Raw genomic sequence first — 8,294 nt, 5'->3', positions numbered from 1 at the left:
AGAACAAATGAATAATCGTCCCCGTAAATGTCTCGGATGGAAAACGCCTTATGAAATATTCTTTAATGTAGTGTTGCACTTAATTTGACAATTCAAGAATGAAATATAATTTCTGTCTATGACAGAATAAGAGAACCCTCCAGCGAAAACAACATTTTTGCTGAAAGGTTCTCTTATTAGGATGTGTACGTTCTAAATGTAATGTTTAGCGTGTCAGGCTAACACGATTATATGCAGTTTCACGATAACTGTATTGGGACTGTTTGTAAAACGATTCAAAAGGTGCAAACGAAGTACTAGAAATCCAGGCGTGGTAGTCATTAACATGATCCCAAGACATTAATATAGTATACTCGCTGCTAGCTTTGTCCTTCTCCAGTAAGGCAAACGCTCGCAAGCCTAAGGGCCGTTCCTGATCTAAAAAATGATCAACGCTTGCGCGTAAAATCTTTGCGTGATCTGGATCCAACTGTAAATTGATAAAAGCGAAAAAGTCCTTATATGCCGGTTGAGGCAACTCGTTTAGTACTTTGAACGTAATGGGGTTTGCAAATACTGTTGGCAGACCACTTACATCCAGTAGCATGAGACGCGCGACTCCGCTTGTTTCAGATAGGGAGATCAACTTGTTTTGAGGATTTTGTGCCTGCAAGTTCTGTAAAATGTTTTTAGTGCCGAATGCTAAGGAAATCGCCGATGTCATAATTATACCTCCATGCTTTATTTACCTTAATTATAAGCGCACCTTTAAATGATGTGCAAAATATGGGCATTCATTATTCGAATTAATTTCATGAATGAGTTACCTTTAGAGAGGAGGAAAAAACGATGAAATTAACAATACTGGGTTATTATGGCGGTTATCCCGCAAACGGAGTAGGTACAAGCGGTTATTTATTGCAGAGCGACGATTATAATTTAATGGTTGACGCCGGAAGTGGCACTTTGCTTGCATTGCAAAAAGTGCTGAATCCATTACAACTTGATGGGCTATTGTTGACGCACTACCATCACGATCACACAGCGGATGTGGGCGTGCTTCAATATGAATGGCAACTTCAGCAGGGCGCGCGTAAACACGCTGTACTGCCGATCTATGGTAATACAGAAGATCCGTTGAATTTTGCTGCCTTAACGTGGGCAGGGGCAACGGAAGGTCATGGGTATGATCCGCAGTCATCCTTAGTTCTTGGACCATTTATGATTACCTTTTCGCGAACTGTTCATCCAGTTCCTACTTTTGCAGTACGCATTACGGAAACAAAGACTGGCCATACATTGGTATTCACAGCTGACAGTGCAGTGACCGATACCTTAAATAGCTTCTCAAAGGCAGCGGATTTGTTAATGGTTGACACTAACTTTTATGCAAATCATACTGGCAAGATGTGGCACATGACATCCACTCAAGCGGGTGCTTTAGCCAAAACTGCGCAGGTCAAACAACTAATATTGACTCATTTACCGCAAACAGGCAATTTGGAATCATTAAAAGAAGAGGCACAATTGATTGTTGGCAAAAAAATACAAGTTAAATTGGCATCAGACATTAATCAAATTATTATTTAACATAGCACAACTATTTTACTTACGAAAAAGAAGCACAATCCCTATGTGACGCTGTTTTGAACCGATTTGTATACGTTTGAACTTATCGATATAATTCGTTTAAAATAATAAACGTAGTAATATATTTATTTACTTATGCTGTTTTCTGTATTTTAACAGAAAACTAAAATACAAATTATAAAAATATGTCTTTTAAATTTACGAATAGATGTTCCCCTGTCTTTATAAAACCCTCTTTATTTTTTTGTGAACGTGCTGTACAATATAAGCATGAGATAAGAGATCTCATAACGCTCGCAACATGCTTAAAGGGGGACGACAATTTATGAGTAACATGGTTACGCTCTATACCTCACCGAGTTGCACTTCTTGCCGAAAGGCTCGTGCATGGCTCGTTGAAAACAATATTCCTTTCAAAGAGCGGAATATTTTTGCCGAACCGCTGTCAGCCGATGAAATCAAAACTGTTTTACGAATGACAGAAGATGGAACTGAAGAAATCATCTCCAAACGTTCGAAGGTTTTCCAAGATCTTCATGTTGATCTTGATGATCTGCCAATGAATAAGTTAATTGATCTTGTTCATGAAAACCCGGCTTTGTTACGTCGTCCTATTATTATGGATGACAAGCGACTTCAAGTGGGATACAACGAAGATGAAATTCGCCGCTTCTTGCCACGTGATGTTCGTGCACTGGAATTGGCTGAAGCACAACGATTAGCAAATTTATAAAACTACGCTTAGAGATTAATTTGCAAGTGACCGAATCTATGGGATAATGGCATAGGTTGGGTCTTTTTGTTATCTTTATGCACTACAGTGATTGAGCGAATAGAAACCGTTAAAAATAGTTGATTAAACTTTACTTTGACGATTAGAGGACTAAAATATGAATAAACATTTAGGATGGAATTCCTTTTGCGAAAGGGGTGTTTCGCATGGAAATGGAACGCATTAACGAGAATACAATTCGAGTCGTTATTGGCAATGATGATTTATCTGCCCGTGGCATCACAGTGCTTGATCTACTTGGTAATCATCAGCAGATAGAACGATTCTTTTACAGCATCTTAGAGGAAGTTGATGTAGATCATCAATTTCAGGATAATGACGCAGTCACATTTCAAGTTTTGCCAAATCGCCACGGTTTAGAGCTGTTTATCAGCAAGAATGTTGGCGATGAAGGCGATGGGACTGATGATTTTGATGCAGCCAGCGCTGGCTTTAGTGGCGCAGTCGATTTTGGTGACAATGCATCAACTGATCAGATTTCCGACTTTTTAAAGCAACAGTTGCAGGGTAAGGATTCAGAAGACGATGATGATCGTAAAACAACAATCAGTAGTGAAGCCACGGATGATAATGATCCTGAGGCTTTAAAGAATTATACTTCTGATCCTAACGTTCCTACGCGGGAGGTTGTGCTTCGTCTGAACGACTTTGAAGATCTTGTTTCAATTGCTAAGGTTCTTCATTTAGATGGCGCTGTATCAAATCTTTATAAATACCGTGATCAATATTACCTTGATTTGGTCTTTTTCACGGATCAAACCACTCCAGAAACTATCAAAGATGATGTGGCGGTGGCTTTGGAATACGCAAACAAAACTACGATTACTAGTGATGTTTTGTCAGAGCATGGTGAAAAGATTATGGAAACTTCAGCGCTTGAGTTAGCACGACATTATTTTGGCTAGGCTTTTTAGGAACCTAGAGGACACTAAACATCTGATTTAACGGAATTTCCCATTTAGGAACATTCTCCATTTTCCTTAAAGTTAAGACCCCAAAAAAGCAAATAGCTTAAATGGCTGACTGCTCTTTTATAAGTCTTAGTTCTTTGAGGATAGCAGCTTGCTTTTAAATAGATTTGATTTTTTAGCGTGAGAACCGCAAAAATCCCCCTTCATTTAATTGAAGGGGGATTTGTCACAGTGGACTGCATAGAGGTAACACGGTTCCTAGGTTCTTCACTTCGTATTGATTTAATTATCAATGGCTAACTATGTATTCTATGAAAGCGATCAATAGTCACTTTTGATAATTAGTTATCACAATTGTCACGATAGACCCCGTTGAACTCGAACCAACAATAAGTAATAAGTTGAGCGCTCTAAACAGCAGAACTACGGGCCTTTGAGTGTTTTTTTTAAAAAGCCAGTGCAATTTTTATCCCGTCTTTACTATTTAACTTTCTCATACGCTAGGCGGTTAATGACTTCTTGATATTTTGGATACTTGGCAAGTAACTCTTGTTTGGTGAAAAGTTCAAAGTCATTGTAGTCAAAGCCTGGCGAAACCACACAGCTTACTAAAGAAAAGGAAGTATCCACAGCGGTCTCAGAGCCAAATATGGTTCCGGCCGGAACGCAGTATTGAGGTTTCTGCTTTTTATTTAATTCATTTCCTAAATCGATTCTTTCATAGTGACCATCCGGGAAAATGCAATGGATAAACAAATGCTTTCCTTGTGGAAGAACCATAGTTCATCATGAGTTAAGCGATGAAAATGTGAGGGGGATGAGCCATCTAACAAAAAGTAGATACTCGTATAGAAGAACCGCTTTTCATTGCTTTTGTTTTCTAAAAAAGTATCTTTACTATGTGAAGTTTCTTTGAACCATCCGCCCTCTGGATGTGGTGTTAGTTGCAAAGTTTCAATAATCTCATTTTTTGTCACGTATATTTTCCTCCACCAACTCAGTTATATTTCGCCATAATACTTGATGAAAATATATTAGCAGAGTTGAACGGTCTTTAACCATAAATCTAAATTTTTTTTACCTTTCATTTATTGCCCGTAATCTGAATTAACGTCAGAATTATTAGCTGAGTTAGTGTCATTCTGAACAGAGACTTGTTTTTCGGTGGGAGAACCATCAGAATTCAAGTATCCTTGCTGCATCGCGGCTTTGTCCTGAATCTCTCCAGAAGAAAGCATATTGTCAGGTGTGCTATTCAAAGCTTGCTGAACGCTCATACCGTGATCAATTTTGTAGGCAGCAGGTGATTCGCCATATTTGTTAAGGAATCCAGTCAGCGTATTTTCATCCATAGAAATACCAGATGTTGATTGGGTTGCGGCCCGTTGTGAACCATTATTCGATGTTGGGCTTTGTTTGGCAATATTCGATGAATTAGCAGCAGACTGTGATACTGCAATCGAACTGGCAGCAGCTTGACTAGATAGTTGTGCCGATGCTATGGAACTGGACTCAGCTTCGCTTTGGGATTCTGCTACTGATTGTGAACTAGTAGCAGCCGCTTTATTAGAACTATCATTACGCTCCGAAATAGATTTGGATTTGGTTTTGTCACTTGATTGTTGACGGGCCTTTTTATTTTGCCTTGATGCTTTGCTGACATGTGAACTTTCGCTTGAGCTTTTTGCGTTGTTACCACCACAGGCCGTCAGTAATAGAGTACTCAAAATTGTTACGCCTAATATAATGGACTTTTTCATGTTATCTACCAGATATGTTAATTGTAGAAATGAACGTGGTGAGATTCGAACTCACGGCCAAGTCTCCCTATGAGATGTCACGTTCGACCAATAATGGCTAATTTACAATTGCATCATTACTTTTTTTAGCAGGATGTTGCATCATTACAAATACTGCAGCGATAATCAAGACAACGATTGCAGGGAAGGCTAGGATAGCTGTAAAGCCGAATAATGCGCTTCCAATAATTCCTAGGACTGAACCAACAATCGAAATATTGTGTCGACGTGACTGAACCAATGCGACAATATTTAAAACAACACCAGCCCAAGCTAATATATAAAATAATGTGCCCGCACCACTTGTGGCGTGCGTACCTGTAGCTGCGTCAGAAAATGCTGCACCGAAAATAACAAACCATGACATCGCAAATAAGACACAATTAATAATATCCAAAATGCCGGCCCACATATTAATTTTTAACTTCTGCATATTTAACGCTCCTTAAATTTATCTAGGCAAATTACAAGTTTAATCCGAACAAGCCCGGAATCTTTCAATGGCAGTCTGTTGATGATGTATTTTTAATGGTCGTTGATTAATTAGTTCAAGTGAGTAATCACTCCCTATATTGGTTGGAATTAGCTACTACCATTGTAAGTGATTGCTTTGGGCTTTTTAATTTCTGTTCGGATTAATTATAGAATTTGCCTCTATTAACAAAGTTTACAGAGTTCATTCCGGAAACAGTTATTTTATCACCCTTATGAAGTGACACATTAACTTTTGGAACTTGATGCATATCGGTATCCCCACCTAAGACTTCGTTGACATCACTGCCAGTTAAACTTTTGGGATCTACCATAAAGTTACCGGATTGACCATCAGCAGGGGTTACGGTGTAGTTACCAGCCTTAATATCTTTGCCCACAACCCAATAACCAGTGCTGAGAGACGAAGCGTTTGACTTGTTACGATTAGTTACGGGAGCAAAGTTGGCACCTGCCATTCCGGAAATTTCTACTTTATCACCCTTAGCAAAGTCTGCAGTTACTTGTGAAACTCCCATGTCAGGGTCGTCCTGTTGCAAAATTTCGTTCACAGATTCACCAGTGAGAGAGTGCTTGGGTTCAGTACTAAAGTTTCCTGAACCACCTGTTGCTGTCACTGTGTAACGGCCAGCATTGAGGTCCTTTCCAACCGTGTACGTTCCGGGAATAAGCTGTTTTTGTACGGCCTTTGCCTGAGCAACGATTTGAGGGGAGGAGATACTTGTTGTAATAAATATTGCTCCAGCAAGCATGCCTGAAATTGCGACTGTAGCAGCAATGTTTGACTTTTTCATGTAAAAGTCTCCTTTGAATGATGTCAGCTTTTAATGTCATCAGCGTTGGACAAAAATTTATTTGTTATCAATCAATGCGTGGCTTTCAGTGTTATAAGTTCGTATGTACTAAAAAATAATCGCTGGGTTAAATAAATTCGTTTAAATTGTTCGTAAATGGACAGGGGACGCCTAAGATTTCAACGCCGTAATCCTAGTATAAGGGAAGCTAATAACTTTTAAAAGATAAGACGATTAATTTGAATGGAAGATATCAAAAAAACTTCGAACTTTTCAAAATGAGTACCTGTTGCAGAATCAAGTTGAAATATCAGTACCGTTTATTTCATTACATAAACGGTTTTCAGAGTGATCAAGGGTTTTAAAGGGATGTACAAGCACAAAAAAAGAAGGCCCAAAAGCCTTCTTCTAAAGATTATTTCTTATCCATCTTGTCTTTAACGTTATCTACGGCGTCGGTTAGTTTTTCTTTGGCCTTACCCATCAAGCCTTCCACTTTGCCTTCTGCTTCACGGCCCTTATCGTTGGTTGCCTTTCCTTCAAGTTCTTCAGCTTTACCAGCGACCTTGTGTTTCGTACTGTCGATCTTATCTTCTGTACTCATATCGAGACCTCCTATTGCATTAGTGACATTTACCGATACACACATTATTTCAAATAAAGCGTTAGTAAACAATTAATGTGCTTATCTATCAAAAAATGACTGAAGGTATCGGGATAGTTAAAATTTAATCTATGGAGTGAGCAAGAAGAAACGTTGAAAACACTAAATTTTAGTAGCGCCTCGTGAGTATCCGGAGAAAATGAATCCTCAATCTGATTTTTTACGAACAAATCACATCGTCTTTGCGTATGTAATAGGTGGAGGTGAGAACAATGTTGATGGCTTTGAGTGGTGAAGGTGGTGAACTTGTGGCGGCTAGTGCTGCTGAGAAAAACCAATATCAGTGTCCTGCTTGTCATGGAGCCGTTCATTTGCGACGTGGGCGAGTGCGACAACCCTATTTTGCACATGAACGGTTAGCAGATTGCCAGACTTTTTCAGAGGGTGAGACTTCTGAACATTTGTTGGGCAAACGACAGTTATCCGAGTGGCTACAAAAGCAAGATAATGAAGTTATGCTGGAACAGTCATTGAAGGTGATTCACCAACGGCCAGATCTGCTTGTCAACAATCAAACGGCTGTTGAATTTCAATGCAGTCCAATTGATTTACAACGCTTTTCTGAGCGAGTGGCAGGATATCGCGAACACGACTTTCATCAAATATGGCTGCTTGGTCAACCATATTGGCCTAAACCACGGTTGTCGCTAAGCAAAGTTGCCAAGTTTATTCGCTGGGGAGGAAAAACTGGCGCATATTTATTGTTCTGGCATACACAACGTCGGCAACTGATTGTTTTGCATCATTTAGGCGAAGTGGCATTATTGCCGATCACCTATTCTCAACAGTCATTTGATACTTGGACATCTTGGATGGATTGGTCACAACAGCAAACGCAATTTCAGATGCACTCAGTTAGCAGAGCAAATTTGAGTCATCGACAACGAGCCATTGCGTTTGGGTTACATCACCGACAGCCTAATTTTATGCGATGGCAAGCATTGTGTTATCAGGCAGGGACTAGCCTAACAACATTGCCGCAATGGGTGCTGGGGGATGTTTATGAAATGCCGATTTCAATAAATTCACCCTTAGACTGGCGGATTCCGCTTTACTTATGGTGGTGGCGTCATCCAAATGTATCATCACGTCAATGTCAGTTTGCTTGGACGAGGATTAGTTTGCCCAGAATCCAGTGGTTGCCAAACTTACAGCTGGCTGATGAACGGATGCGACAGCGGGTGAGTATTCAGCTATGTAAAGCATTTTTTAGTAGCGAGCATGTAAAACAGTTGTCCGACTATCCAACTAATAGAAAAGTATGGTAAAGTT

The 8,294-nt window shown here is 39.6% G+C and carries 9 protein-coding genes and 1 pseudogene; 4 read left to right on the top strand and 6 right to left on the bottom strand.

Annotated features, from left to right (window positions below):
• Nucleotides 1-205 precede the first annotated feature (205 nt).
• Nucleotides 206-703: a hypothetical protein gene (locus GB992_RS01825; protein ID WP_161000990.1), complete on the bottom strand. Its 498-nt coding sequence runs from the start codon at nt 701-703 to the stop codon at nt 206-208.
• Between the two features lie 125 nt (nt 704-828).
• Here GB992_RS01825 and GB992_RS01820 point away from each other — a divergent pair, with 125 nt between their 5' ends.
• The 3 genes from GB992_RS01820 to GB992_RS01810 all read left to right on the top strand — a co-directional run bounded on the left by GB992_RS01820 (nt 829) and on the right by GB992_RS01810 (nt 3,267).
• Entirely contained in the window at nt 829-1,569 is a 741-nt protein-coding gene (locus GB992_RS01820) for an MBL fold metallo-hydrolase (protein ID WP_161000989.1), read from the top strand.
• Between the two features lie 334 nt (nt 1,570-1,903).
• Nucleotides 1,904-2,302 carry a transcriptional regulator SpxA gene (gene spxA / locus GB992_RS01815; RefSeq protein WP_026017224.1) on the top strand — a complete coding sequence of 133 codons (399 nt, stop codon included), beginning with the start codon at nt 1,904-1,906 and terminating at the stop codon, nt 2,300-2,302.
• Between the two features lie 206 nt (nt 2,303-2,508).
• Nucleotides 2,509-3,267 carry an adaptor protein MecA gene (locus tag GB992_RS01810; RefSeq protein WP_161000988.1) on the top strand — a complete coding sequence of 253 codons (759 nt, stop codon included), beginning with the start codon at nt 2,509-2,511 and terminating at the stop codon, nt 3,265-3,267.
• A 486-nt stretch (nt 3,268-3,753) separates the two neighbouring features.
• On the opposite strand, the pseudogene GB992_RS01805 reads toward GB992_RS01810, so the two are convergent.
• The 5 genes and pseudogenes from GB992_RS01805 to GB992_RS01785 all read right to left on the bottom strand — a co-directional run bounded on the left by GB992_RS01805 (nt 3,754) and on the right by GB992_RS01785 (nt 6,962).
• Nucleotides 3,754-4,250: pseudogene (locus GB992_RS01805) on the bottom strand (cupin domain-containing protein).
• Between the two features lie 111 nt (nt 4,251-4,361).
• Nucleotides 4,362-5,033 carry a hypothetical protein gene (locus tag GB992_RS01800; protein ID WP_161000987.1) on the bottom strand — a complete coding sequence of 224 codons (672 nt, stop codon included), beginning with the start codon at nt 5,031-5,033 and terminating at the stop codon, nt 4,362-4,364.
• Between the two features lie 97 nt (nt 5,034-5,130).
• Nucleotides 5,131-5,505 (bottom strand): transporter, encoded by a 375-nt coding sequence (locus GB992_RS01795; protein WP_161000986.1) that lies wholly within the window; start codon nt 5,503-5,505, stop codon nt 5,131-5,133.
• A 202-nt stretch (nt 5,506-5,707) separates the two neighbouring features.
• Entirely contained in the window at nt 5,708-6,358 is a 651-nt protein-coding gene (locus GB992_RS01790) for a hypothetical protein (protein WP_161000985.1), read from the bottom strand.
• 415 nt (nt 6,359-6,773) lie between these two features.
• Nucleotides 6,774-6,962, bottom strand: a complete 189-nt coding sequence (locus GB992_RS01785) for a CsbD family protein (protein ID WP_161000984.1) — start codon at nt 6,960-6,962, stop codon at nt 6,774-6,776.
• A gap of 272 nt (nt 6,963-7,234) precedes the next feature.
• On the opposite strand from GB992_RS01785, the gene GB992_RS01780 reads away from it, so the two are divergent.
• Nucleotides 7,235-8,290: a competence protein CoiA gene (locus GB992_RS01780; RefSeq protein ID WP_161000983.1), complete on the top strand. Its 1,056-nt coding sequence runs from the start codon at nt 7,235-7,237 to the stop codon at nt 8,288-8,290.
• Nucleotides 8,291-8,294 lie beyond the last annotated feature (4 nt).

Source organism: Furfurilactobacillus milii, from assembly GCF_009863985.1.
Taxonomy (GTDB): Bacteria; Bacillota; Bacilli; order Lactobacillales; family Lactobacillaceae; genus Furfurilactobacillus; species Furfurilactobacillus milii_A.
Note: the sequence above shows the minus strand (reverse complement) of the source record. Positions and strands in the feature narration are given on the sequence as shown.